Genomic DNA, 25,702 nt, shown 5'->3' with positions numbered 1-25,702 from the left:
CCAATATGACCGTCACCATCAAGACGCCCGCAGAAATCGAGAAAATGCGCGTGGCCGGCCGCCTGGCCGCCGAAGTGCTGGAGATGATCGGCGAGCATGTCAAAGCCGGCGTGACCACCGACGAACTGGACCGCATCTGCCACGACTACATCGTCAACGTGCAGCAGGCCATCCCGGCGCCCCTCAACTACAAGGGCTTCCCCAAGTCGATCTGCACCTCGATCAACCACGTGGTGTGCCACGGCATTCCCAACGAGAAGCCGCTGAAGGATGGCGACATCGTCAATATCGACGTCACCGTCATCAAGGACGGCTACCACGGCGACACCAGCAAGATGTTCATGGTCGGCAAGGCGCCGGAATGGGCGGACAAGCTCTGCCGCGTGACCCAGGAATGCATGTACAAGGGCATCGAACTGGTGAAGCCGGGCGCACGCCTGGGCGACATCGGCGAAGTGATCCAGAAGTACGCCGAGAAGCTGGGCTATTCCGTGGTTCGTGAATACTGCGGCCACGGCATCGGCGCCGTGTTCCACGAAGAGCCCCAGGTCCTGCACTACGGCCGCGCCGGCACCGGGATGGAGCTCAAGGAAGGCATGACCTTCACCATCGAGCCGATGATCAACCAGGGTCGCCCGGAAACCCGCCTGCTCGGCGACGGCTGGACCGCCATCACCAAGGACCGCAAGCTCTCCGCCCAGTGGGAGCACACCGTACTGGTGACCGCCGACGGCTACGAGATCCTCACCCTGCGCAGCGACGATACGCTGCCGCGCACCTCGCCCTGATCAACAACCTATATAAGGAAAGCCGCCCCATGCCGCAGGTGGATCCCGAGTTGTTCGACCGCGGGCAGTTCCAGGCGGAACTGGCCTTGAAGTCCAGCCCCATTGCTGCCTTCAAGAAAGCCATTCGCCAGGCCCGCGACGTGCTCGACAACCGTTTCACCCACGGTCGCGACATCCGTCGCCTGGTAGAAGACCGCGCCTGGTTCGTCGACCAGATCCTGCGGGCGGCGTGGGAACGCTTCGACTGGAGCGAAGATGCCGACATCGCCCTGCTGGCGGTGGGCGGCTACGGGCGCGGCGAGCTGCACCCCTTCTCCGATATCGACCTGCTGATCCTGCTGGACAGCGCGGACCACGAAGTCTTCCGCGAACCCATTGAAGGCTTCCTCACCCTGCTCTGGGACATCGGCCTGGAAGTGGGCCAGAGCGTACGCTCGGTGGCTGAATGCGCCGAAGAGGCACAGGCCGACCTGACGGTGGTCACCAACCTGATGGAAAGCCGGACCATCGCCGGCCCCGAGCACCTACGTCAGCGCATGCTGGAGGTCACCAGCCCCGAGCAGATGTGGCCGAGCAAGCACTTCTTCCTCGCCAAGCGCACCGAGCAGAAGGCACGCCACGCCAAGTACAACGACACCGAATACAACCTGGAGCCCAATGTGAAGGGCTCCCCGGGCGGCCTGCGCGACATCCAGACCATTCTCTGGGTTGCCCGCCGCCAGTTCGGCAGCCTCAACCTGCACGGCCTGGTGCAGCAAGGCTTCCTGGTTGAAAGCGAGTGCAGCATGCTGGCCTCCAGCCAGGAGTTCCTCTGGAAGGTCCGCTACGCCCTGCACATGCTGGCCGGCCGCGCCGAAGACCGCCTGCTGTTCGACCACCAGCGCAAGATCGCCGCCCTCCTCGGCTTCGGGGACGGAGACGGCAAGCTCAGCATCGAGCGCTTCATGCAGAAGTATTACCGGGTGGTGATGGGCGTTTCCGAACTCAGCGACCTGATCAACCAGCACTTCGAGGAAGTCATCCTGCGTGCTGGGGAAACCGGCCAGGCCCAGCCGCTCAACAGTCGCTTCCAGCTGCGCGACGGCTATATCGAGGTGACCCACCCGAACGTCTTCAAGCGCACGCCCTTCGCCATGCTGGAAATCTTCGTGCAGATGGCCCAGCACCCCGAGATCAAAGGCGTTCGTGCCGACACCATCCGCCTGTTGCGCGAAAGCCGTCATCTGATCGACGACGAATTCCGTAAGGACATCCGCAATACCAGCTTGTTCATCGAGCTGTTCAAGTCCTCCCAGGGCATCCACCGCAACCTGCGGCGGATGAATCGCTACGGCATCCTGGGCCTGTACTTGCCGGAGTTCGGCCAGATCATCGGGCAGATGCAGCACGACCTGTTCCACATCTATACGGTGGACGCCCACACCCTCAACCTGATCAAGCACCTGCGCAAGCTGAAGTGGCCGGAGCTGGCGGAGAAATTCCCGCTGGCCAGCAAGCTCATGGACAAGCTGCCCAAGCCCGAGCTGATCTACCTCGCCGGGCTCTATCACGACATCGGCAAGGGCCGCGGTGGCGACCACTCCGAACTGGGTGCCGTAGACGCGGAGATCTTCTGCGCTCGCCACCAATTGCCAGTGTGGGATTCGCGCCTGGTGGCCTGGCTGGTGCAACACCACCTGGTGATGTCCACCACTGCCCAGCGCAAGGACCTCTCCGATCCGCAGGTGATCTACGACTTCGCGCGTCTGGTAGGCGACCAGACCCGGCTGGACTACCTCTATGTGCTCACCGTGGCCGATATCAACGCCACCAACCCGAGCCTGTGGAACTCCTGGCGCGCCAGCCTGCTGCGCCAGCTCTACACCGAGACCAAGCGCGCGTTGCGCCGTGGTCTGGAAAACCCGCTGGACCGGGAAGAGCAGATTCGCCAGACCCAAACCGCCGCCATCGACACCCTGGTGCGCAACGGCATCGACCAGGACGAAGCCGAGCAGCTCTGGAGCCAGCTGGGCGACGACTACTTCCTGCGCCATACCGCCAACGATGTGGTCTGGCACACCGAGGCAATACTCCAGCATCCGGCTGGCAACGATCCGCTGGTCCTGATCAAGGAAACCGCCCAGCGCGAGTTCGAAGGCGCCACGCAAATATTCATCTATGCGCCGGACCAGCACGACTTCTTCGCCGTGACCGTTGCCGCCATGTCACAGCTGAACCTGAACATTCATGACGCGCGGATCATCACGTCCACCAGCCAGTTCACCCTCGACACCTACATCGTGCTCGATGCGGATGGCGGGCGGATCGGCGAGAACCCGGTGCGTATCCGCGAAATCCGCGAAGGCCTGATCGACGCCCTGAAGAACCCGGACGAGTACCCGTCCATCATCCAGCGCCGCGTACCGCGCCAGCTCAAGCACTTCGCCTTCCCGCCGCAGGTGACCATCTCCAACGACGCCCAGCGACCGGTGACCATCCTCGAACTGATCGCCCCCGACCGCCCAGGCCTGCTGGCGCGCATCGGCCGGATCTTCGTGGAGTTCGACCTGTCGCTGCAGAACGCCAAGATCGCCACGCTGGGCGAACGCGTGGAAGACGTTTTCTTCGTCACCGACGCCGCCAACCAGCCGCTCTCCGATCCCGAGTTCTGCCTGCGGCTACAGGAAGCGATAGTCTCCCAGCTGTCCGAAGCCAACGGACAAAGCGTGGACCCGACGCGATTGAGTATCTGAACCCGTAGGGTGCAATAAGGCCGCAGGCCGGATTGCACCGTTTCACCCACGACCTCCCTGTTGACGCCCTACAACCATGAACGACGCCCTGAACCACCTGCAGCCCTACCCCTTCGAGAAACTCCGTGCCCTGCTGGCCGGCGCCCAGCCGCCTGCGGAGAAGAAGGCCATCGCCCTGTCCATCGGCGAACCCAAGCACCGCTCCCCGGCTTTCGTCGCCGAAGCCCTGTCGGCCAATCTCGATCAGATGGCGGTCTACCCCACCACCCTGGGGATTCCGGCGCTGCGCGAAGCCATCGCCCAATGGTGCGAGCGTCGCTTCAAGATCCCGGAGGGCTGGCTCGACGCCGCCCGCCACGTACTGCCGGTGAATGGCACCCGCGAGGCGCTGTTCGCCTTTACCCAGGCGGTGGTCAACCGTGCCGATAACGGACTGGTGGTTAGCCCGAACCCCTTCTATCAGATCTACGAAGGTGCGGCCCTGCTGGCCGGTGCCGAGCCCCACTATCTGCCGTGCCTGGCGGAGAATGGCTTCAATCCGGACTTCGATGCTGTTCCCGCGGACGTCTGGCAGCGCTGCCAGATCCTCTTCCTCTGCTCCCCGGGCAACCCCACCGGCGCGCTGATTCCCGTGGAAACCCTGAAGAAGCTGATCGCGCTGGCCGACGAACATGACTTCGTGATCGCTGCCGACGAGTGCTACAGCGAACTCTACTTCGATGAGCAGAACCCGCCGGCCGGCCTGCTTACCGCCTGCGCCGAACTCGGCCGCTCGGACTTCAAGCGCTGCGTCGTGTTCCACAGCCTGTCCAAGCGCTCCAACCTGCCCGGCCTGCGTTCCGGCTTCGTCGCCGGCGACGCCGATATCCTCAAGTCCTTCCTGCTGTACCGCACCTACCACGGCTGCGCGATGCCGGTGCAAACCCAACTCGCCAGCGTTGCAGCCTGGAATGACGAAGTACACGTACGTGCCAACCGCGCCCTGTACCGCGAGAAATTCGACGCCATGCTGGATATCCTGGGGCCGGTCCTCGACGTTCAGCGCCCGGATGGCGGCTTCTACCTCTGGCCGAAGACGCCGGTGGACGACGAAACCTTCACCCGCGAACTCTTCGCCCGCGAGCACGTTACCGTGGTTCCAGGCTCCTACCTGTCGCGCGCCGTGAATGGCTTCAATCCCGGTGCCGGTCGCGTCCGCATGGCCCTGGTGGCCCCGCTGGCCGAGTGCGTCGAGGCTGGTGAGCGCATCCGCGACTTCATCAAGGGCCTGTGAGATTCAAAGGAAAGAAACGATGAGCATCACCCTCTACGGCATCAAGGCCTGCGACACCATGAAAAAGGCCCGCACCTGGCTCGAAGAGCAAGGCGTGGCCTACAGCTTCCATGACTACAAGGCTTCGGCCATCGACCGCGCCAACCTCGAGAAATGGTGCGCCGAACATGGCTGGGAAACCGTCCTGAACCGTGCCGGCACCACCTTCCGCAAGCTGGACGACGCTCAGAAAGCCGACCTGAACCAGGACAAGGCCATCACCCTGATGCTGGCCCAGCCGTCGATGATCAAACGTCCGGTGCTGGACCTGGGTGATCGCACCCTGGTCGGCTTCAAGCCGGACCTTTACGCCGCCGCATTCAAGTGACTTGCCAGGGCGCGGTGCCGGGACTGCCTCCCAGTAACCGCCCCATCTGATCAACCCCATTCAGCAAGAGGAATCCCCATGTCCAACGCACTCTTCAGCATCGCCTTCGGCGTCGGTACCCAGAATCGCCAGGGCAACTGGCTGGAAGTCTTCTACGCCCTGCCACTGCTCAAGCCGACCGAGCAACTGGTCGCTGCCGTCGCCCCGGTACTCGGTTACAGCGCCGGCAACCAGGCCATCACCATCAGCAATGCCCAGGCCGCCCAGCTGGCCACCGCGCTGAAGGACATCGACGCCGCCCAGGCAGCCCTGCTGACCCGCCTGGCCGAAAGCCACAAGCCGCTGGTCGCGACCCTGCTGGCCGAAGACGCAGCCCTGACCTCCACCCCGGAGGCCTACCTCAAGCTGCACCTGCTGTCCCATCGCCTGGCCAAGCCCCACGGCCTGAACCTGACCGGCATCTTCCCGCTGCTGCCGAACGTGGCCTGGACCAGCCAAGGCGCCGTCGACCTGGCCGAACTGGCCGAGCGCCAACTGGAAGCCCGCCTGAAGGGCGAACTTCTGGAAGTCTTCTCCGTGGACAAGTTCCCGAAAATGACCGACTACGTGGTTCCGGCCGGCGTGCGTATCGCCGACACCGCCCGCGTTCGCCTGGGTGCCTACGTCGGTGAAGGCACCACCGTGATGCACGAAGGCTTCATCAACTTCAACGGCGGCACCGAAGGCCCGGGCATGATCGAAGGCCGCGTTTCCGCGGGCGTCTTCGTGGGCAAGGGTTCGGACCTGGGCGGCGGCTGCTCCACCATGGGCACCCTGTCCGGCGGCGGTAACATCGTCATCTCCGTGGGCGAAGGCTGCCTGATCGGCGCCAACGCTGGTATCGGCATCCCGCTGGGCGACCGCAACATCGTCGAAGCCGGCCTGTACATCACCGCCGGCACCAAGGTGGCCCTGCTGGACGACCAGAACCAGCTGGTGAAAGTGGTCAAGGCCCGCGATCTGGCTGGCCAGGCCGACCTGCTGTTCCGTCGCAACTCGCAGAACGGCGCCGTCGAGTGCAAGACCAACAAGACCGCCATCGAGCTGAACGAAGCCCTGCACGCTCATAACTGAGCCAGGGTCCCGAAGCCTCGGCTTCGGGACAGCTTCTGACCAGGCCCGGACGCTCGTTTACACTCAGTAGACCGTGCATCCGGGCCTGTTCACGTTCGAACCGGCCTTAACTCGCAACGCTTCCATTTCCGTGTGCTGCAAGCCATGTCCCTGAACTCCCCCTGGCGCTCCGATTTTCCCGCCCTTTCAGCTCTCGATTCCGAGGGGCAGACCTATCTGGACAGTGCCGCCACCTCGCAGAAGCCCCAGGCAGTACTGGACGCCCTGCTCGGCTACTACGCCAGCGGCGCGGCCAATGTACATCGCGCCCAGCATCTGCCCGGCGAGCGCGCCACCCGCGCCTTCGAAGGGACACGGACACTCGCGGCACAGTGGTTGAATGCCGCCAATCCGGCAGAAATCCTCTTCACCCGCGGCGTCACCGAGGCGATCAACCTGCTGGCCTATGGCCTGGAGCATCTGTTCCAGCCAGACGATGAGATCGTCATCAGCGCCCTGGAACACCACGCCAACCTGCTTCCCTGGCAGCAACTCGCCTTGCGCAGGCAGCTCAAGCTGGTGGTGCTGCCGCTGGATGATCGCGGCCTGATCGATCTGGAGCAGGCAAGGCGGTTGATTGGCCCGCGCACCCGCGTGCTGGCGGTGAGTCAGCTGTCCAATGTCCTCGGTCGCTGGCAACCGCTGACCGAACTGCTACCCCTGGCCCGGGCGCAAGGCGCGCTGACTGTCGTTGATGGCGCGCAGGGCGCGGTTCATGGTCGCCATGACGTCCAGGCCATGGGATGCGATTTCTACGCCTTCTCCAGCCACAAGCTCTATGGGCCCGATGGCGTCGGCGTGCTATACGGCCGTGGCGACTCACTGGCACGTCTGAGGCATTGGCAGTTTGGCGGCGAAATGGTCCACACCGCCGGCTACCAGACGGCCGACTTCCATGGCGCGCCCTTGGGCTTCGAAGCCGGTACCCCAGCCATCGCCTCCGTTATCGGCCTCGGCGCGGCGCTGGACTATCTGGGCAACCTCGACGCCGCCGCCATCGCCGGCCATGAAGCGGCCCTGCACGCCAAGCTGCTGGCCGGCCTTGCCGCGCGAGACGGCGTGCGCCTCCTGGGTGCCCCCGAACTGGCCCTCGCCAGCTTCACCATCGACGGCGTGCATAACGCCGATCTGGCCCATCTGCTCACCGACCAGGGCATTGCCGTGCGCGTCGGCCACCACTGCGCCATGCCACTCATGCAGACCCTTGGCGTGCAGGGCGCTATTCGCGTGTCCCTCGGCCTGTACAACGATGGCGACGATCTGGAGCGTTTCTTCGCCGCATTGGACAAGGCCCTGGAGTTGCTGCGATGAACCTGCCCGCCAAAGCCCAGGAAGCCCTGGACGCCTTCACCACAGCCGGCAGCTGGGAACAGCGCGCGCGCCTGCTGATGCAGTGGGGCGAGCGGTTGGAACCCCTGACGGACACCGAGCGCAGCGACGCCAGCCGCGTGCATGGCTGTGAAAGCCAGGTGTGGCTGGTGGGCGAGCACGCGAACGGTGACTGGCACTTCCGCGCCGCCAGCGATGCGCGGCTGATTCGTGGGTTACTGGCGGTGCTGCTGGTGAGGGTCAACGGCCTGCGAGGCGATGAACTGGCCACCGTCGACCTGGCGGACTGGTTCAATCAGCTGGGATTGGGCCGGCAACTGTCGCCATCGCGCAGCAATGGACTGAATGCCGTCCTCAAGAAAATGCGCGAGATGGCACAGGCAAAATCACTGTAGGGGCGAATTCATTCGCCAAGCGGTAGAAGATCGGCGACATCGAACTCCGCAATGCGACGAACTCCCTCACCCCAACCCTCTCCCAGAGGGAGAGGGAGCTATCCCACCACCTTGTGGGAGCGAATTCATTCGCGAAAGGACGGCGCAGCCGTCCCTAACCCGCCTGGCGCTCCGACGGCCTGCGCGCCCCGGCCACCAACTTATCCACAATCCGCGCCGCCGCCACCATGCCGAAGGTGGCGGTGACCATCATCACCGCGCCAAAGCCGCCGGCGCAGTCCAGCTTCACGCCTTCGCCAACGAAGCTTTTCTGCTGGCACACCGAGCCATCGGGTTTCGGATAGCGCAGCTGTTCGGTGGAGAACACGCAGGGCACGCTGTAAGTGCGTCCCGGCGTCCGGGAGAAGTTGTAGTCGCGGCGCAGCGTGGAGCGCACCTTGGCCGCCAGCGGGTCATTGAAGGTCTTGTTCAGGTCGGCGACCTGGATCTGCGCCGGGTCCACCTGGCCGCCAGCGCCGCCGGTGGTGACGATCTGGATCTTGCGTCGCTTGCACCAGGCGATCAGCGCGGCCTTGGCCGCGACGCTGTCGATGCAGTCGATGACCGCATCCAGCTCGGGCGTGACGTACTCGGCCATGGTCTCGCGGGTAACGAAGTCGGCCACGGCATGGACCACGCAGGCCGGGTTGATGGCTCGAATGCGCTCGGCCATCACATCCACCTTGGCCTTGCCCACAGCACCCTCGATGGCATGCACCTGGCGATTGGTGTTGGTAATGCAGACGTCGTCCAGGTCGAACAGGGAAATCTCCCCCACCCCGGAACGCGCCAGGGCCTCGGCTGCCCAGGAACCCACGCCGCCAATGCCGACCACCGCCACATGGGCGGCCTGCAACCGGGCAAGTCCTTCCAGGCCATATAGCCGGGCAATGCCGCCGAAACGCTCGTCTGTACTCATCCCAATCACTCCCATCGCCAACCTTCGGGCGGGCGCGCATTATAGGAAGCGCTATCCCTCGGCCCAAGTCCATTGCCGCTGAATGGCGGCCTATAGATTTGCGCGCGGTCCGTCAGGGCTATAGTCGGCAGATAACGACAAGGGAGCCGGTCATGCGCAATTTCACCTTCTACAACCCCACCCGCATCCACTTCGGCGAAGGCCAGATCACCAAGCTGGCGCGCGACGTGCCGGCGGGCAGCAGGGTGTTGGTGACCCATGGCGGCGGCAGCATCTTCCAGAACGGTGTCTGGCAGCAGGTCGAGGAAGCATTGGTGGACCACAAGGTCGTCCGTTTCGGCGGCATCGAGGCCAACCCGCAGTTCGACACCCTGGTCAAGGCAGCCGAGCAGGCCAAGGTCGAACAGTGCGACTTCATCGTCGCCGTGGGCGGGGGCTCGGTCATCGATGGCAGCAAGTTCATCGCTGCGGCGGCTTGCTACGACGGCGATCCGCTGGACCTGCTCAGCGGTAAACGCATTACCGCCGCCCTGCCCATGGGCTGCGTGCTGACCCTGGCCGCGACCGGTTCCGAGAGCAATCCTCACGGTGTGGTTACCCATGTCGCCCGCCAGGAAAAACTGCCGTTCTCCAGCGCCCTGCTATACCCGCGCTTCGCCATTCTCGACCCACGAACCACATTCAGCCTGCCACCCCGGCAAATCGGCAATGGCGTGGTGGATGCCTTCGTCCACACCATCGAGCAATACCTCACCTACCCTTCCGACGCGCCCCTGCAGGACCGCTATGCCGAAGGCCTGCTGCTGACCCTGATAGAGGAAGGCCCCAAGGCCCTGGCCAACCCCGATGACTATGCCGTGCGCGCCAACCTGATGTGGTGCGCCACCCAGGCCCTGAACGGCCTCCTCGGCTGCGGCGTGCCCCAGGACTGGTCGACCCACATGATCGGTCACGAGCTGACCGCGCTGTACCACATCGATCACGCGCAGACCCTGGCGGTGGTGCTTCCGGCCTTGCTGGCGGAGCGCCGCCAGGTCAAGCGCGAGAAGCTGCTGCAATACGGCGCTCGCGTCTGGGGCTTGAAGGAAGGCGACGAGGAGCAGCGTATCGACGCGGCCATCAAGGCTACCCGCGACTTCTTCAAGCGAATGGGCGTGCCTACCCGTCTGTCCGAACACGGGCTGGACGCCGATGTGATCCCTCAGGTGCTGGCGCAACTGGAGCGGCATGGGATGACGGCGCTGAGCGAGCGCCGCGACCTCGACCTGGAAGCCAGCGAACGCATTCTGCTGCGCGCGCTCTGAACCTGACCGAGGTCAAACCGACGGGGCGTCCAGAAGTCGACCGTCGGTCCAGGCCCCATGTAGGAGCTAGCTTGCTAGCGAAATGGGACCCTCAGCTGGCAAGCCAGCTCCTACGGGCAATGCAGCTACTTGCAACACTCAGTGCGGACATTGCCTTTCGTTCACCGATCGAACTTCTCGCGCCGCAAGCAAACAAACCCTCTGGCGGGGACGGCCATCCGGCTTCCCCGGCTGGTCGCAATCTATACAGCTGTTGGGCGCCGGGGTAGGATTCGCGCCGACCAGCATATCGCTGGCCCTACCCCAGGTTTCGTACGAAATTTGATCAACTGGCGATCATTCTCGTATGGAACCCAGTTCCTCGATTCGGAACCCTTGACCTCTATGCCATCGCGTAAATTTGGACTCAACCTGGTGGTCTTCGTGGCAGTCGCCGCGTTGTTCACCGGTATCTGGGCGCTCTACAACCGCCCGGTCACCGCGCCGGACTGGCCGGAACAGATATCCGGCTACTCCTTCTCGCCGTTCCGCGCGGACCAGAACCCGCAAACCAACCGCTACCCCAACGACGAGCAGATCCGCCAGGACCTCGAGTTGGTGAGCAAGCAGACCGACAGCATCCGTACCTACTCGGTGGATGGCACCCTGGCCGATATCCCACGCCTGGCGGAAGAGTTCGGCCTGCGGGTGACCCTCGGTGTCTGGATCAGCCCGGACGAGGAACGCAACGAGCGCGAGATCGCCAAGGCCATTGAAATCGCCAACGCGTCCCGCAGCGTGGTTCGCGTGGTGGTAGGTAACGAAGCCCTCTTCCGTCGCGAGATCAGCCGCAAGGACCTGATGGTCTACCTGGACCGCGTACGCGCCGCCGTGAAAGTGCCGGTGACCACTTCCGAGCAGTGGCACATCTGGCTGAAGTACCCGGAACTGGCCAAGCACGTCGACCTGGTGGCCGCCCACGTGCTGCCGTATTGGGAATTCGTGCCGATGGAGGACTCCACCGAGTTCGTCCTGGAGCGCGCCAAGGACCTGAAAAAGGCCTTCCCGAAGAAGCCGCTGCTGCTCTCCGAAGTGGGCTGGCCGAGCAACGGCCGCATGCGCGGCGGTGCCGACGCTTCCCAGGCCGACCAGGCCATCTACCTGCGCACCCTGGTCAACGCCCTCAACGCCAAGGGCTACAACTACTTCGTGATCGAGGCCTTCGATCAGCCCTGGAAGGCCAGTGACGAGGGTTCGGTGGGTGCCTACTGGGGCGTCTACAACCTCGACCGCCAGCCGAAATTCGCCTTCGAGGGCCCGGTGATCGCCATCCCGCAATGGCGCATGCTCGCGGTCGCATCCGTGGTCATGGCGCTGCTGGCCCTGGCCCTGATGCTGATCGACGGCAGCGCCCTGCGCCAGCGCGGTCGCACCTTCCTGACCTTCGTCGCCTTCGCCGGCGGCTCGGTACTGGTCTGGATCGCCTACGACTACAGCCAGCAGTACAGCACCTGGTTCAGCTTGACCGTCGGTCTGCTACTTGGCGTCGGCGCCCTGGGCGTCTTCATCGTGCTGCTGACCGAAGCCCATGAACTGGCCGAGGCGGTCTGGGTGCGCAAGCGCCGTCGCCCGTTCCTGCCCGTACTGGCCGACAGCGCCTACCGTCCGAAGGTCTCGGTGCATGTGCCCTGCTACAACGAGCCGCCGGAGATGGTCAAACAGACCCTCGACGCGCTGGCCAACCTCGACTATCCGGACTACGAAGTCCTGATCATCGACAACAACACCAAGGACCCGGCCGTCTGGGAGCCAGTGCGCGACTACTGCGAACAGCTGGGCCCGCGCTTCAAGTTCTTCCACGTTGCTCCGCTGGAAGGCTTCAAGGGCGGCGCGCTGAACTACATCCTGCCGTACACCGCACCAGACGCCGAAGTCGTGGCCGTAATCGACTCCGACTACTGCGTCGACCGCAACTGGCTGAAGCACATGGTTCCGCACTTCGCCGATCCGGAAATCGCCGTGGTGCAGTCGCCGCAGGATTATCGCGACGGCAACGAGAACACCTTCAAGCGACTCTGCTACGCAGAGTACAAGGGCTTCTTCCACATCGGCATGGTCACCCGTAACGACCGTAACGCCATCATCCAGCACGGCACCATGACCATGATCCGTCGCAGCGTGATGGACGAGCTGAAGTGGGCCGACTGGACCATTTGCGAAGACGCCGAACTGGGGCTGCGCGTGTTCAAGAGCGGCTATGCCGCGGCTTACGCACACGAGAGCTTTGGCCGTGGTCTGATGCCTGACACCTTCATCGACTACAAGAAGCAGCGCTTCCGCTGGGCCTATGGCGCCATCCAGATCATGAAGGGGCACGCCCGCAGCCTGTTCCTCGGCAAGGACTCCAAGCTCAAGCAAGGCCAGCGCTACCACTTCATCGCCGGCTGGCTGCCCTGGGTTGCCGATGGCCTGAACATCTTCTTCACCGCCGGCGCCCTGTTGTGGTCGGCAGCGATGATCATCGTGCCGCAACGAGTCGACCCGCCGCTGCTGATCTTCGCGATCCCGCCGCTGGCGCTGTTCTTCTTCAAGGTGGGCAAGATCGTGTTCCTCTACCAGCGAGCGGTGGGGGTGAACCTGAAGGACGCCTTCTGCGCCGCGGTAGCGGGCCTCGCCCTCTCCCACACCATCGCCAAGGCCGTGCTCTATGGCTTCTTCACCAAGAGCATTCCGTTCTTCCGCACGCCGAAGATGCGCAGCAACCACGGCCTGCTGATGGCCCTGGCCGAAGCCCGCGAAGAAGTCTTCATCATGCTCCTGCTCTGGGGCGCGGCAATCGGCATCGCCATCGTCCAGGGCATGCCCAGTCCGGACGTGAAGTTCTGGGTGGCCATGCTGCTGGTGCAGTCGCTGCCCTACCTGGCGGCACTGATCATGGCGCTGCTCTCCTCCCTGCCGAAGGGCCAGGAAGAGGAGCAAGAGGAGGTCGCCACCGCCTGACGGTGCGCGAAACCCTTAAACGGCGGCCTATGGCCGCCGTTCTTGTTTTAAGATATCGGCCTTTTCATCCCTTGCGTTGCCGCGCTGCCCTCCGGAGCCCTTCATGTCGTCCCTGTCCCCCACCCTCGAACTCGCCTGCGACCTCATTCGTCGTCCCTCGGTCACCCCGATCGACGAAGGTTGCCAGGACCTGATGATGCGCCGGCTGGAAGCCGCGGGTTTCCGCATCGAGCGCATGCGCATCGAGGATGTGGAGAACTTCTGGGCCATCCGTGGCGGCGAGGGTCCGGTGCTCTGCTTCGCCGGCCATACCGACGTAGTCCCCACGGGCCCTGTGCAGGCGTGGCAGCACGAGCCGTTCGATGCCCTGATCGACGCTCAAGGCATGCTCTGCGGCCGCGGCGCGGCGGACATGAAAGGTAGCCTTGCGGCGATGGTGGTCGCGGTCGAGCGCTTCGTCGCCGAACATCCTCAACACAAAGGCGCCATTGCGTTCCTCATCACCAGCGACGAGGAAGGTCCTGCCCATCATGGCACCAAGGCCGTGGTCGAGCGTCTGGCCGCTCGCGGCGAGCGCCTGGACTGGTGCATCGTCGGCGAACCGTCGAGCACCTCGCTGGTGGGTGATGTGGTGAAGAACGGCCGTCGCGGTTCCCTGGGCTGCAAGCTCACGGTGCGCGGCGTGCAGGGCCACGTGGCCTACCCGCACCTGGCGAAGAATCCCATTCACCTGGCCGCCCCGGCGCTGGCCGAGCTCGCTTCCGAACACTGGGATGACGGCAACGCCTTCTTCCCGCCGACCAGCTTCCAGGTTTCCAACCTCAACTCCGGTACCGGCGCCACTAACGTGATCCCGGGTGACCTGGTCGCGGTATTCAACTTCCGCTTCTCCACCGAATCCACGGTGGAAGGCCTGCAGCGTCGCGTCGCGACGATTCTCGACAAGCATGGCCTGGACTACCACCTGGAGTGGGCGCTGTCCGGCCTGCCCTTCCTGACCCAGCCGGGCGAACTGCTGGACGCGGTTTCCGCGAGCATCAAGGCCATCACCGGCCGCGACACCACCCCTTCCACCAGTGGCGGCACCTCCGATGGACGCTTCATCGCCACCATGGGCACGCAGGTGGTCGAACTCGGTCCGGTGAACGCCACCATCCACCAGGTGAACGAACGGGTGCTTGCCAGCGATCTCGACCTGCTGACCGACATCTACCAGCAGACCCTGGTCCGACTGCTCGCACAATGACGCTCATCTGCCCCCTCTGCCAGGGCGCGCTGAGCGCCCGCGACCAAGGCCTGGCGTGCCCGGCGAACCATAGCTTCGACCGCGCGCGCCAGGGCTACTACAACCTGCTGCCGGTGCAGCACAAGAACAGCCGCGACCCGGGCGACAACGCCACCATGGTCGAGGCGCGCCGACGCTTCCTCGACGGAGGCCACTATTCGCCGCTCGCCAGCCGCCTGGCCGCGCTCGCCGCCGAACGCGATCCGGAGCGCTGGCTGGATATCGGCTGTGGCGAGGGCTATTACACGGGTCAGTTGGCCATGGCCCTTCCCGCGACCGATGGCTACGCCCTGGACATCTCCCGTGAGGCAGTCAAGCGTGCCTGCCGCCGCGCGCCGCAGTTGCACTGGCTGGTCGCGAGCATGGCGCGCGTCCCCCTGGCCGATGCCGGTTGCCAGCTACTCGCCAGCGTGTTCAGCCCACTGGACTGGCAGGAAGCGCTGCGCCTGCTCTCTCCCGGGGGCGGACTGCTGCGCATGGGGCCCACCCGCGAGCACCTGCTTGAGCTGCGCGAGAAGCTCTATGACGAAGTTCGCGACTACGACGACCAGAAGCATTTGGCGCAGATCCCCACCGGCATGCGCCTGGCCCACAGCGAGACGCTGAGCTACCGCCTGCGACTGGACGAAGCGCAAGCCCGTGCCGATCTGCTGGCGATGACGCCCCACGGCTGGCGCGCCAGCGCCGAGCGCCGCGCGGCAGTAGTGGCAGCACCATTCGAGGTCACGGTTTCCATCCGCTACGATTGGATCGAACGAATCTAGGGAGTCCCCATGCGCCAACCCGATATCGAGATCTACCTCAAGGACGCCGACCAGGAGGCCGTCACCACCTGGCTCAACGAGGCGCTGGGCACCTGCACGCCCTGGCAGCAAAAGGGACAGACCTTCAAATGCCTGGCAGGGAGCATTCCCGTGACCTGGCTGCCAAAAGCCGTGGGCAAATGGAACAGCGTCTATTTGGAAAGCGATAGGACGCCCTGGGAGGACGATCTGGGCTGTGCCCGCGCGGCCTTCGCGGCTCTCGGCGTGGAAATCCGCTGTGCGCCTGGTGGCTGGCAGGAAGTACAGGGCGAGGAGGATGCCGACCGCTGGATCAAGGTGAATGCGGAAGGTGAGCAGGAGATCATTTGGCGCACCGATTGAACGATCGGCTGCCCGATGCAGGATTCGCAGAAAGCAAAAGGCCCGTCATTGACGGGCCTTTTGTTTTTGAGTCTTAGACCTTGGCGACGTCTTCCGCCTGCAGGCCTTTCTGACCCTGGATCACGGAAAACTCTACCTTCTGGCCTTCCAGCAGAGAGCGATGGCCCTCGCCGCGGATAGCGCGGTAGTGAACGAATACATCAGGACCGCTTTCGCGCTGAATGAAACCATAGCCCTTGGCGTCATTGAACCACTTGACGGTTCCGACCTCACGATCAGCCATTACTGCTCTCTCCAACTCACAATTTTGTTGTTTACCCCCTTTGGTGGGGGTTTCGACGGTGCGATAAAGACGTTCTTCTTGTTATATCCGACCCCGGCCGAATCAAGCTTGGAGCGGTTACTTCGAATGGCGTTCTTTTTTTGACCGCGACCGGAGTATACGACAAGAGTTCGTACTGAAAAGCACTTTTTTATGACAGTTCGGAATGGCCGCGCCATGCGGGCTGGACGCCCTTTTTTGGCTCTTTGGAAGTACAAAATGGGGCATAAGGGTAGGCGGAAATGAACTATCTATTGTCCGATTTACCGCCCTCCCAATAACTTCAACTATTTGGCGGCAAGTACGTCTTCGAGCTTCTTGGCCAACGCCTGATATTGGAATGGCTCCAACCTATATGCCCAATCCAGTTTGCCCGGCACCTGCTCATCGGCAAGTTTCTGCTTGTCCTTGATGACCATCCAGGCCTGCTCGCCCTGGTTGAAAACCTCACCGCGCAGTTCGCCACCGTCGAAGGTGGAAAGGCTGAACTGAAGCATCGGCTTGCCCTTGAACTGCACTTGCGCCAGCGGGGCGTTGTCGGCGAATTCCAGACCCGCGAACAGCGTCGCCATACCGTTTGCCGCAGCCTCGTACGCCAGTCGGCGCCCCTTGGGCAGTTGCTTGACTTTGAGGTTGGGCTCTTCGGCCGAATCGCGATAGACGGTCAGGCGCTTGCCATCCGGATAGGTGACGTCCACCTGCCGCACGCTGGCGAATGGAATGCCCGCGATTCGGCGATCCAGCCAACTGAGTTCGTTCGCCGGCAAGGCGATGGTCTGGTCGATCAACCAGACCTGATTGTCGCCGTAGAGACGCACCAGTTGACCGCTCCCCTGTTGCGCCGGCTTACCCACGAGAAGCTCCAGCGATGGCTCGCCGCCACGTTCCAGCCTGATCCGCGTGGCCTGTTCTTCGGGAGTGCCCTTGTCGGCCAGGCCGACTCGGCCATGCAATTGCGGATTGGCTGTCTTGGCTTCCACCTTGCGTGCATCGACCAGCGCCCGCAGCAAGCTCACCACGGGCAGCCCGGCGGCCGGGTAGTCGGCCTTGACCGGCAGCACCCAGACGCCATCCTTGCGCGCGAGGCGAAGATCCGGCTGCCCGGGTATCTGCACGTCCAATGCAGTCACGCTCGCCAGGTTGCCTTGCAAGGCAGGCAACAGCAGTTCGCGAGTGACACTGGCCGGCTGCGGTTGGGGCCGCGAGCTGTCGTGCTGGATGAAGTAGGCCACGCCGAGGCCAGCGGCCAGCAGCGCAAGAACGATCAGACCTTTGCGTCCCATAGCGCCTCCCTCAGACCTTGCGCTGGCGGCGCCAGAACCACAGCACCAGCACCCCCAGCGTCAGCACCAGCGGCACCAGGGCGATGTTGATGAGTTTCAGGGTACGTCCCAGGTCTTCGATGTTGGCATTGAGCTGGAAGCGCACGTCACGCAGTTGCTTGCGGATGCGCAGTTTCTCCTGAACGAACTGCTGCAGCGTCGCCTGCTGTTCCGGGGTCAGCTCCAGGGCCTTGGCCGGGTCCTGGCTCTGCTGCAGGGAGGCCAGCTTCTGCTCGGTATCCGCCAGGCGCTGCTGGAGTTCCTGCTCCTGCTCGCGGAACTTGACCTCGGCATCGCGCTGGAGCTTCTCCACCACGTCGAACGGGCGGCTGTAGCGGCCGCGAGAGCGTACGCTGATCAGTGCATCGGAGCCGGCAAGGTTGTCCAGGGCGTTGATGGCGAAGCCCGAGTTGTCCGCCCAAGGTTGCGGTACGCGCTGGCCGAAGAAGTCCTGCACCTGTACCCACATGCGATCGCTGAGGATGTCGGTGTCGGCGACGGCGATCACGTTGATGTTCTGGGCAGACTTCAGACCGTCCTTGCGACCCTCGATCCCTTCGGGGAACGCCGATTGCGCCGGCCCGCTGATACGCGCAGCCACGGTGTAACGCTCGCCAGTGGGCTTGAGCTCACGAATCAACTCCTCGGGGTCCGAGAGCATCCCGAAGCGCTGCACGTCGAACGGCATGGAGTATTCGGAACTCTGGATCAGCGGCACGAAGTGGGTTCTAGCACCCTCCAGCGGCTTGAGAATGCCAGCGGTGGCCACGGTGATGTTTTCCAGGCCAGCGGTGCTGACATCGTTCTGGTCCAGGTTGTGCCTCGGCAGATTGAGCCAGGCCGCATGACGCGCCGGCGGCTTGTCCGGGCCCACGCTGACCGACATCGCGTTGGCACCGTCACCCAACACCTTGCCCGGCACCATTTGCAGGCCCCAGGCCTTGAACAGGGTATCCAGGTCAGACGATTTGTCCCCGCCCGGCTCACCCGGCATTTCCATACCGCTGTCCGCTTCGCTCCAGGGATCGACGAAGGCCAGCAGCTTGCCCCCGCGCAGGACGAACTGGTCGATGGCGTACTGGGTCTGCTGTGGCAGGTCCTTCGGATGCACCAGCAGCAATACCGAAACCTGCTCGGGAATCTGGTCGATATCGCTCTTCAGGCTCTCGATCTGGAACAGCTGGCGGACTTCCTCCATCACCATCCAGGGCTGGGTCGGCTGGCGGGTCATCATGTCGAAGCCGCCATTGAGCTTCAGCCCGGAGAGAATCCCTACCACCGGGCGCTCCGGCTTGGCCAGGCTCTGCACCAGGCGGCTGACTTCGTACTCGAGGAACTCCTCCTGGTCCAGCGGGAAGAACGGAATGATCTGGGTGTCATCCACGCCATTGGTACCGGCCAGGCCGAAATAGATCTGGTCGCCACCCTGCTGCAGCGGCACCGCCTGCAAGCCGAATTCGGCAGCCTTGTCCTCGTCCTCGGAGAAAGGCTCGGGATCGATGACGTGCAACTTGATCTTGCCACCGGCGGCGCGCTCGTAGGCTTTCAGCATCTCCTCCACGCGCCGTGCATAGTTGCGCAGCACGACCAGGTCCTTGGCGGACTTGTCGGAGTAGAAGAAGTACAGGTTGATGGGCTCGTCGATCTCGCCAAGGATCTGTTTCGTCCCGTTGGAGATGGTGTAGAGCTTCTGCTCGGTGAGGTCGACCCGCGCGTTGGTCAGGGTCAGCCCGGCGAGCATGTTGAAGGCCAGGAACGCCACAGCGATGAGCAGCAGCCCGGCACCGGAATACATCAGTCTTTTCATGTTCAGTCGGCCTTCTTCAGATCGACCACCACAGCGGTGGCGGCCAGCCAGGCAGCGATCAGGGTGACGAAGTAGAGCAGGTCACGCAGATCGATCACGCCCTTGCTGATGGCATCGAAACGGGTCAGGAAACTCAGCGAAGCCACGGCATCCAGCAGCCACTGCGGCGCCCAACTGCTGAAGGCGTCCAGCACCAGCGGGAAGCCGCTGACGATGAACAGGAAGCAGACGCTGACGGCGAGGATGAAGGCGATCACCTGGTTCTTTGCCAGCGCCGACATGCAGGAGCCGATGGCGAGGAAGGCTCCGGCCAGCAGCCAGCTGCCGATGTAGCCGGTGATGATGGCGCCATTGTCCGGCTCACCCAGGTAGTTGACCGTGATCACCATCGGGAAGGTCAGCAGCAGTGCCAGCCCGGCGAAGGCCCAGGCGGCGAGAAACTTGCCCGTGACCGCCTCGAAGCGGGTGATCGGCAGGGTCATCAGCAACTCGATGGAGCCGGACTTGCGCTCCTCTGCCCAGAGTCGCATGGCGATGGCCGGCACGAGGAACAGGTAAAGCCACGGATGGAAGTTGAAGAACGGCGCGAGGCTCGCCTGACCACTCTCGTAGAAACCGCCCAGGTAGAAGGTGAAGACCCCGGACAGCACCAGGAAGATCACGATGAACACATAGGCCAGCGGCGTGGCGAAATAGCTCGCCAGCTCGCGTTTGAAAATCACCGGCAACTGCCTCATGCCGCTTCTCCCCGGGTCAGTCGGCGGAATACTTCGTCGAGACGACCGCGCTCCACGTCCAGCTCCTTCACTTTCCAGCCCCGCTGGTGAATCAGTTGGTTCACCTGCGGGAAGATCACTTCGCCCGGCTTGGCCAGGATGGTCAGGCCGCCCGGGATAGCGTTCTCCTCGATGCCAGCCACGCCCGGAAGCACCGCCAGCGCCAGCATGTCCAGGGGTTCCTCGGCCACCAGGGTGACGGCCTGGTGATAACGCGAGCGGCTTTCCAGTTCGAACGGGGTGCCGTCCGCCACCGCCTTGCCAGAGGCGATAACCAGCGCGCGGGTGCAGACCGCCGTGACCTCTTCGAGGATGTGGGTCGAGATGATCACGATCTTGTCGTGGGCCAGGCTCTTGATCAGTTGGCGCACCTGGTGCTTCTGGTTCGGGTCGAGGCCGTCGGTCGGCTCATCGAGAATCAGCACGCTGGGGTCATGGAGGATCGCCTGGGCCAGGCCGACACGGCGCTTGTAGCCCTTGGAGAGGGTTTCGATGGATTGGCCGAGGACGTTGTCCAGCTCCACCTGCCCCACCGCACGGGCCACGCGGGCCTTCTTCTCGGCACCGCGGAAACCGCGGACTTCAGCGATGAACTCGAGAAAGCCGCGCACCGTCATGTCGCCATAGCAGGGCGCACCTTCCGGCAGGTAGCCGACTTCCCGCTGGGCTTTCAGAGTCTGGGTCTGAATGTCGAAGCCGAAGATGCTGGCACTGCCGGAGGTCGGGGCGAGGAAGCCGGTGAGCATCTTCATGGTGGTGGACTTGCCCGCGCCGTTGGGGCCAAGGAACCCCAGCACCTCCCCCGGAGCGACGCTGAAGGACAGGTTATCCACGGCGGTATGCTGCGCGAAGCGCTTAGTCAGATTTGTTATTTCGATCATGGCCTTTAGTCCCAAAGGGAGCAGCCCCTGGCCATGCTGGCCACCGGGGCCTTGCAAAACGCCGGCGGACTATAAGGAGTGATCCGCCGCCATTGCAAGACGGGCATTTGTGCCAATAGTTGCAGGAATCTTCGGGCTAAAACGACGGCCCGCGCCTTTTTGCGACCCGACGGGGAATACGGCAAACTAGCCGCCCCGAGCAATTGCTCGTTTCACAGCATTACCCCGCCATGACCCGCTCCCCCTTCCGCCGCCTTGCCTTTGGTGCCCTGCGCCGCCTGCTTTATCTGTGGGTACGCTCGGAAACCATCAACCAGTCGGCGTTCACCCTGAAGCTCGACCGCAGCAAGCCGGTGTTCTACGTCTTGCAACAACCGTCGGCCAGCGATCTGGCGGTGGTGGATCGGGAGTGCACCAAGGCCGGCCTGCCGCGCCCGGTACTGCCCGTGGCAGTGGGCGACCTGATGGAGCAGGCGGCCTTTTTCTATCTGCAACCCGAACCGGGCTGGCTCGGCGGCCAGGACAAGCGCGCGGCCTCCCCGACCCTGGTGCGGGTACTGGGTGCCATCGAGCGGCAGGCGGTGGAAGACGCACAGATCATCCCCGTGACGGTGTTCTGGGGTCAGTCACCCGACCGCGAGACGAGTCCCTGGAAGCTGCTGTTCGCCGATAGCTGGGCGGTGACCGGCCGCCTGCGCAAGCTGGTCAGCATCCTCATTCTTGGGCGCAAGACCCGCGTGCAGTTCTCCGCCCCCATCCACCTGCGCGAGCTGGTGGAGCAGGACAAGGGCCCGGAGCGCACCCTGCGCATGGTCAACCGCATCCTCCGGGTGCACTTCCGCAACCAGAAGACTGCGGTGATCGGCCCCGACCTTTCCCACCGTCGCAACCTGGTCAAGGGCTTGGTGCGGGGCCCACTGGTGCGCCAGGCCATCGCCGAAGAAGCCGAGCGCGAGAAGATCAGCCTCGCCACCGCCGAAGCGCAGGCGCTGAAGTACGGCAATGAGATCGCCTCGGACTTCGCCTACACCGCCATCCGTTTCCTCGAAGTGGTGCTGTCCTGGTTCTGGAACAAGCTCTACGAGGGCATCAAGGTCAACCACATCGAGCAGGTGCAGGAGATCGTGCATGGCCACGAGGTCATCTACGTGCCCTGCCATCGCAGCCATATCGACTACCTGTTGCTGTCCTACCTGCTGTTCCGCAACGGCCTGACACCGCCGCACATCGCCGCCGGCATCAACCTCAATATGCCGGTGATCGGCGGCCTGCTGCGCCGAGGCGGTGCCTTCTTCATGCGCCGCACCTTCAAGGGCAATCCCTTGTACACGGCGGTGTTCAATGAATACCTGCACACCCTGTTCAGCCGCGGTTTCCCGGTGGAGTACTTCGTCGAGGGCGGGCGCTCGCGCACCGGGCGCATGCTGCATCCGAAAACCGGCATGCTCGCCATCACCCTGCGCAGCTTCCTGCGCTCCTCTCGGTTGCCCATCGTCTTCGTGCCGGTCTACATCGGCTACGAGCGCGTGCTGGAAGGCCGCACCTACCTGGGCGAACTGCGCGGCGCGAGCAAGAAGAAGGAATCCATCTTCGACATCTTCAAGGTCATCGGCGCCCTCAAGCTGCGTTTCGGCTCGGTGGCGGTGAACTTCGGCGAGCCGATCAAGCTGGCCGAATTCCTCGACCAGCAGCAGCCGGACTGGCGCGCCCAGGAGCTGGGCCCGCAGTTCCGCCCGGCCTGGCTCAACGACACCACCAACCAGCTCGCCGTACGCATCGCCCGCCACCTCAACGACGCGGCGGCGATCAATCCGGTCAACCTGGTGGCCCTGGCGCTGCTTTCCACCAGCCGCCTGGCCCTGGATGAGCGCGCCCTGACCCGAGTGCTGGACCTCTACCTGGCGCTGATTCGCGCCGTGCCTTATTCGCCCCACGCGACGCTACCGGAAGGCGACGGTCAGGCGCTGATCCAGTACGTGCAGAGCATGAACCTGCTGGCCGAACAGAAAGACGCGCTGGGCAAGATCCTCTATCTGGACGAGCAGAACGCCGTCCTCATGACCTACTACCGCAACAACGTCCTCCACGTCTTCGCCCTGCCCGCATTGCTCGCGTGCTTCTTCCAGAGCAGCGCGCGTATGAGCCGCGAGCAGATCCTGCGCTACACCCGAGCCCTGTATCCCTACCTGCAGGCCGAACTGTTCATCCGCTGGGACGCCAGCGAACTGGAAGGCGTGGTGGACCAGTGGCTGGCGGCCTTCGTCGAGCAGGGCCTACTCAAGGTGGAAGGTGACGTCTACGTGCGGCCAGCCCCGAGTTCGCGGCAGTTCGTCCTGCTGACCCTGCTGGCCCGCGCCATCGTCCAGACGCTGCAGCGTTTCTACATGGCCATCGCCCTGCTGCTGAACGCCGGACAGAACCAACTGAGCGCCGAGGAACTGGAAGATCTCTGCACCGTCATGGCCCAGCGCCTGTCGATCCTCCACGGCCTGAACGCCCCGGAGTTCTTCGACAAGAGCCTGTTCCGCCACTTCATCCAGACGATGCTGGACCAGCGCGTGCTGCGCCGGGACGACGCCGGCAAGCTGGGTTATCACGAACTGCTCGGAGAACTGGCCGAGGGCGCAGCCAAGCGTGTGCTGCCCGCGGAGATTCGCCTGTCCATCCGCCAAGTGGCCTTCGATCGCCAGGCCGAAGCGGAACCGGAAGCCACGGTAGAAGCTGGCTGACCCCGCGTCCCCGCCAGGCCTTCGGGCCTGGCGCTTTCCTGTATCACCCGCTTTAGACCGTTCCTACAAGACATCCAGACCGCTTCCGGCAGGCGTGGCCGGGACCACTTCGTACCATTCGGCGCTGCGCCGCCTCGGTCCACCGAGCGCATCACCAGCCCTGAACACGGAAGGCCCCGCCCCATGCTCCTGAGAACCATCACTGTCGAGAACGGCACTGGAGAGGTGGTCAACGCTGCCGTCCTGTGCAGCTTCGCCATTCCCCAGATCGATAGAAACATCCTCGTCTACACCCTCAATGAAGAAGACCGCCACGGCACCGCCAAGGTGTACGTGACCAGCGCCGTTCCCCAGGAGAACGGCTATCGCCTGGCCAGTCTGGAGTCCGAACGCGAGTGGCAGTGCGTCCTGGAGGTGCTCAGGCAGATCACCAAGGGGGAGCAATCGTGAGCACGAACGATAAACCGCAGTTCCACTTCGTCCGGCTCGATGGCGAAATCACCGGCGCAGACGAGAATCCTCCAATAGCCCGTGAACACCGACGCCTCGCCATCAACCGTTCCTCGGTGAACAAGCTGATCGCCACACGGCAGAGTGCCAACACCGGCGATCCGCTGCCCTCCACCCGCCCACCGCTGGCGGATCTGGGCGCCAAGGAAGCCGCACCGTCCGCCCACTTCCACAGCAGCTCCCTGAGCGTGGATTTCAGTCTGCCGCCACCGTCCGCCGAACCCGTGATCGCAACAGAGCCCGTGCCTGAAGCGGAGGAAGTGCGCGCAGAGGAACCGGACGTGCAAGTTGTCGATGAGGAATTCAGCCAGGACGAGACAGCGCTGCCAATCGCTTCCGAGCAGGAGCCGGAGTCCGGGGACGCCCCGACACTCGAACCCGAACGGAGCATAGAAACCGCCGACCTGCGTAATTTCAGCGTCGAACTCGCAACACAAGTCCCCTCCGAGCCATCCGATGCGACAGCAGCGATCGAGGAACAACCCGAGGTGGCGCCGGAGCTCGAATCCACCGTGACGCCTTCCCTTGGCGGCGATGCAGATAATCTCCTGTGCGACGTGCAGAACACCCTCGACTCCCTCGCGGACATGGCCAAGGGGCTCACCCAGCAGAAACTGGACGCGCTGAAACATCAGGAGAGTCTGGAGCAACGCAAGTTGCACGTGCAGGAAAAGGAACGCCTCCTCGCCGACAAGGAGGAGCAATTGCGATTGCTGGAAGCGCGCCTGACGCGCGAAGTCGGCAATCTGGAGCGTAGCGCCGAAGACAACGCCCGAGCCCTGGCCGAGCGCAGTGCCGCGCTCAAATCCCTGGCCGAGAATGTGGAAGCGCGGGACCGCAGCACGGTCAGGCTCGCCGACACCCTACGCCACGAAAAGCAGCGCAATGACGAGTTGACCGAAGCCCTGCAGCGTCGCAGCGATGCCCTGGACGAACGCGAAGCCGCGCTCGTCCGAAAGAAGGACGAACTGGCCGAGAAGCTCAAGCAATTGATCGCCGCCAAGGACCGCTTCCGCGCGCTGGTCAAGGCGTTCAACGAAACGGTGCAGTTCAACGACACCCTCAACGCCATCTCCAGCACCGCACTGGACGACAACGCGCACTGACCCTCAATCGCCCCCGATCGGGGGCGATGTCTTTTTGGGCGCTCGAAGCCCTGGCCCAATGCATTTCGCCTTCTATAGTGGGTCCTATCGATCCCACATGACCCCGAGGCCCCCATGAGAACACTGCCCCTGATCCTCGCCGGCAGCCTGCTCGCCGCCTGTGCCGGCCAGCCCACCGAGCAGACGAGCCACCTGGAAGGTGAAGTCTTCTACCGGCAGCGCATTGCGCTGCCTCCCGCCGCCACCCTCAGCGTCAGCCTGCAGGACGTTTCCCTTGCCGATGCTCCGGCGGTGGAACTGGCTCGCCAACAGGGGCCGATCCAGGGTCAGGTACCCCTCGCCTTTCGCCTCGACTACGACCCCGCCAAGGTCCAGACCAATCACCGCTACGCCGTGAGCGCACGAATAGAACTGGACGGCAGGTTGATGTTCATCAGCACCGAGCAGCACTCGGTTAAACTCGACGGCTCCGACCCGCAGCCACTCCGGATCAAGGTCGACCCGGTCCGCTGATCCTCGAGTTGGACCGCCCTCAAATAGCC

General features: G+C 63.8%; 22 protein-coding genes. 16 read left to right on the top strand and 6 right to left on the bottom strand.

Going from position 1 to position 25,702, the window contains the following annotated elements; translation table 11 throughout:
- Nucleotides 1-5 precede the first annotated feature (5 nt).
- The 7 genes from map (at nucleotide 6) to MnOB_RS27245 (ending at nucleotide 8,036) form a co-directional block, all read left to right on the top strand.
- Nucleotides 6-788 (top strand): type I methionyl aminopeptidase, encoded by a 783-nt coding sequence (gene map / locus MnOB_RS27275; protein ID WP_077527669.1) that lies wholly within the window; start codon nucleotides 6-8, stop codon nucleotides 786-788.
- Between the two features lie 29 nt (nucleotides 789-817).
- Nucleotides 818-3,520, top strand: coding sequence for a [protein-PII] uridylyltransferase (locus MnOB_RS27270; RefSeq protein WP_077527668.1), 2,703 nt, complete (start codon nucleotides 818-820; stop codon nucleotides 3,518-3,520).
- Between the two features lie 76 nt (nucleotides 3,521-3,596).
- Nucleotides 3,597-4,793 carry a succinyldiaminopimelate transaminase gene (gene dapC / locus MnOB_RS27265; protein WP_077527667.1) on the top strand — a complete coding sequence of 399 codons (1,197 nt, stop codon included), beginning with the start codon at nucleotides 3,597-3,599 and terminating at the stop codon, nucleotides 4,791-4,793.
- Nucleotides 4,794-4,812: 19 nt separating this feature from the next.
- Nucleotides 4,813-5,160, top strand: a complete 348-nt coding sequence (locus tag MnOB_RS27260; protein ID WP_077527666.1) for an ArsC family reductase — start codon at nucleotides 4,813-4,815, stop codon at nucleotides 5,158-5,160.
- A 78-nt stretch (nucleotides 5,161-5,238) separates the two neighbouring features.
- Complete coding sequence (dapD, locus tag MnOB_RS27255) at nucleotides 5,239-6,273, top strand: 2,3,4,5-tetrahydropyridine-2,6-dicarboxylate N-succinyltransferase (RefSeq protein ID WP_077527665.1); 1,035 nt, start codon at nucleotides 5,239-5,241, stop codon at nucleotides 6,271-6,273.
- Nucleotides 6,274-6,417: 144 nt separating this feature from the next.
- Complete coding sequence (locus MnOB_RS27250) at nucleotides 6,418-7,623, top strand: aminotransferase class V-fold PLP-dependent enzyme (RefSeq protein ID WP_077527763.1); 1,206 nt, start codon at nucleotides 6,418-6,420, stop codon at nucleotides 7,621-7,623.
- Nucleotides 7,620-8,036, top strand: coding sequence for a SufE family protein (locus tag MnOB_RS27245; RefSeq protein WP_077527664.1), 417 nt, complete (start codon nucleotides 7,620-7,622; stop codon nucleotides 8,034-8,036). Before MnOB_RS27250 ends, MnOB_RS27245 begins: the two co-directional genes overlap by 4 nt.
- Nucleotides 8,037-8,190: 154 nt before the next feature.
- Here the strand turns inward: MnOB_RS27245 and tcdA are convergent, their stop codons facing one another.
- Entirely contained in the window at nucleotides 8,191-8,994 is an 804-nt protein-coding gene (tcdA, locus tag MnOB_RS27240) for a tRNA cyclic N6-threonylcarbamoyladenosine(37) synthase TcdA (RefSeq protein WP_077527663.1), read from the bottom strand.
- Nucleotides 8,995-9,146: 152 nt separating this feature from the next.
- Between tcdA and MnOB_RS27235 the strand changes: the two genes are divergently transcribed.
- The 5 genes from MnOB_RS27235 (at nucleotide 9,147) to MnOB_RS27215 (ending at nucleotide 15,707) form a co-directional block, all read left to right on the top strand.
- Entirely contained in the window at nucleotides 9,147-10,298 is a 1,152-nt protein-coding gene (locus MnOB_RS27235; protein ID WP_077527662.1) for an iron-containing alcohol dehydrogenase, read from the top strand.
- A gap of 384 nt (nucleotides 10,299-10,682) precedes the next feature.
- Nucleotides 10,683-13,277, top strand: coding sequence for a glycosyltransferase (locus MnOB_RS27230; RefSeq protein ID WP_077527661.1), 2,595 nt, complete (start codon nucleotides 10,683-10,685; stop codon nucleotides 13,275-13,277).
- Nucleotides 13,278-13,380: 103 nt separating this feature from the next.
- Nucleotides 13,381-14,523, top strand: a complete 1,143-nt coding sequence (dapE, locus tag MnOB_RS27225) for a succinyl-diaminopimelate desuccinylase (protein WP_077527660.1) — start codon at nucleotides 13,381-13,383, stop codon at nucleotides 14,521-14,523.
- Entirely contained in the window at nucleotides 14,520-15,326 is an 807-nt protein-coding gene (locus tag MnOB_RS27220; RefSeq protein WP_077527659.1) for a putative RNA methyltransferase, read from the top strand. Before dapE ends, MnOB_RS27220 begins: the two co-directional genes overlap by 4 nt.
- A gap of 9 nt (nucleotides 15,327-15,335) precedes the next feature.
- Complete coding sequence (locus MnOB_RS27215; RefSeq protein WP_077527658.1) at nucleotides 15,336-15,707, top strand: hypothetical protein; 372 nt, start codon at nucleotides 15,336-15,338, stop codon at nucleotides 15,705-15,707.
- Nucleotides 15,708-15,780: 73 nt separating this feature from the next.
- Here the strand turns inward: MnOB_RS27215 and MnOB_RS27210 are convergent, their stop codons facing one another.
- The 5 genes from MnOB_RS27210 to MnOB_RS27190 form a co-directional block, all read right to left on the bottom strand.
- Complete coding sequence (locus MnOB_RS27210) at nucleotides 15,781-15,990, bottom strand: cold-shock protein (protein ID WP_016494409.1); 210 nt, start codon at nucleotides 15,988-15,990, stop codon at nucleotides 15,781-15,783.
- 326 nt (nucleotides 15,991-16,316) lie between these two features.
- The gene (locus MnOB_RS27205; protein ID WP_077527657.1) at nucleotides 16,317-17,312 is read right to left on the bottom strand and encodes a DUF4340 domain-containing protein; all 996 of its coding nucleotides are present in this window, start codon (nucleotides 17,310-17,312) and stop codon (nucleotides 16,317-16,319) included.
- 10 nt (nucleotides 17,313-17,322) lie between these two features.
- A complete protein-coding gene (locus MnOB_RS27200; protein ID WP_077527656.1) occupies nucleotides 17,323-19,158 on the bottom strand; it encodes a GldG family protein in 1,836 nt (611 codons plus the stop codon).
- Between the two features lie 2 nt (nucleotides 19,159-19,160).
- Nucleotides 19,161-19,895, bottom strand: coding sequence for an ABC transporter permease subunit (locus tag MnOB_RS27195; protein WP_077527655.1), 735 nt, complete (start codon nucleotides 19,893-19,895; stop codon nucleotides 19,161-19,163).
- On the bottom strand, nucleotides 19,892-20,815 hold the full coding sequence (locus MnOB_RS27190; RefSeq protein ID WP_077527654.1) for an ABC transporter ATP-binding protein: 924 nt from the start codon (nucleotides 20,813-20,815) through the stop codon (nucleotides 19,892-19,894). The genes MnOB_RS27195 and MnOB_RS27190 overlap by 4 nt, the downstream gene beginning before the upstream one ends.
- Before the next feature lie 230 nt (nucleotides 20,816-21,045).
- Between MnOB_RS27190 and plsB the strand changes: the two genes are divergently transcribed.
- The 4 genes from plsB (at nucleotide 21,046) to MnOB_RS27170 (ending at nucleotide 25,673) form a co-directional block, all read left to right on the top strand.
- Nucleotides 21,046-23,544: a glycerol-3-phosphate 1-O-acyltransferase PlsB gene (gene plsB, locus MnOB_RS27185; protein WP_077527653.1), complete on the top strand. Its 2,499-nt coding sequence runs from the start codon at nucleotides 21,046-21,048 to the stop codon at nucleotides 23,542-23,544.
- Between the two features lie 183 nt (nucleotides 23,545-23,727).
- Nucleotides 23,728-23,994 (top strand): hypothetical protein, encoded by a 267-nt coding sequence (locus tag MnOB_RS27180; protein WP_077527652.1) that lies wholly within the window; start codon nucleotides 23,728-23,730, stop codon nucleotides 23,992-23,994.
- Nucleotides 23,991-25,160 carry a hypothetical protein gene (locus MnOB_RS27175; protein WP_077527651.1) on the top strand — a complete coding sequence of 390 codons (1,170 nt, stop codon included), beginning with the start codon at nucleotides 23,991-23,993 and terminating at the stop codon, nucleotides 25,158-25,160. The genes MnOB_RS27180 and MnOB_RS27175 overlap by 4 nt, the downstream gene beginning before the upstream one ends.
- Nucleotides 25,161-25,274: 114 nt before the next feature.
- Nucleotides 25,275-25,673, top strand: a complete 399-nt coding sequence (locus tag MnOB_RS27170; protein ID WP_077527650.1) for a YbaY family lipoprotein — start codon at nucleotides 25,275-25,277, stop codon at nucleotides 25,671-25,673.
- The last annotated feature ends 29 nt before the right edge of the window (nucleotides 25,674-25,702 follow it).

The sequence above is a fragment of the Metapseudomonas resinovorans genome, assembly GCF_002003485.1.
GTDB lineage: Bacteria > Pseudomonadota > Gammaproteobacteria > Pseudomonadales > Pseudomonadaceae > Metapseudomonas > Metapseudomonas resinovorans_D.
The sequence above is the reverse complement of the archived record's forward strand: the minus strand, read 5'-3'. Positions and strand labels throughout refer to the sequence as shown.